Raw genomic sequence first — 250 nt, forward strand, 5'->3', positions numbered from 1 at the left:
TTTATCAAAGCCCACAACGAAAGCCCTACCCCTTACAGGTGGGTCAAATCCGCAGACCAAATCCTCGCATCGGTCAAGCGCTTCTGCCAGAAGACAATGAGACGAACTTCAGATTCAGGTGAATAGAGTCTGTCATGGATTAATTGAATCGTTGATACGACAAGGGGTCTTGTCTCGTCGTCATTCTCGGGCTTGTCCCGAGAATCTGCCATAAGTAAAAAGAAAAGCAATTACCGTACGAACAGCTCAA

General features: G+C 46.4%; 1 pseudogene. It reads left to right on the plus strand.

Annotated features, from left to right (window positions below):
• A pseudogene (locus tag C5748_RS27680) lies at positions 1 to 126 on the plus strand (IS630 family transposase); the annotation flags it as partial.
• Positions 127 to 250: the final 124 nt, after the last annotated feature.

Source organism: Phyllobacterium phragmitis (assembly GCF_002980495.1).
Lineage (GTDB): Bacteria > Pseudomonadota > Alphaproteobacteria > Rhizobiales > Rhizobiaceae > Paramesorhizobium > Paramesorhizobium phragmitis.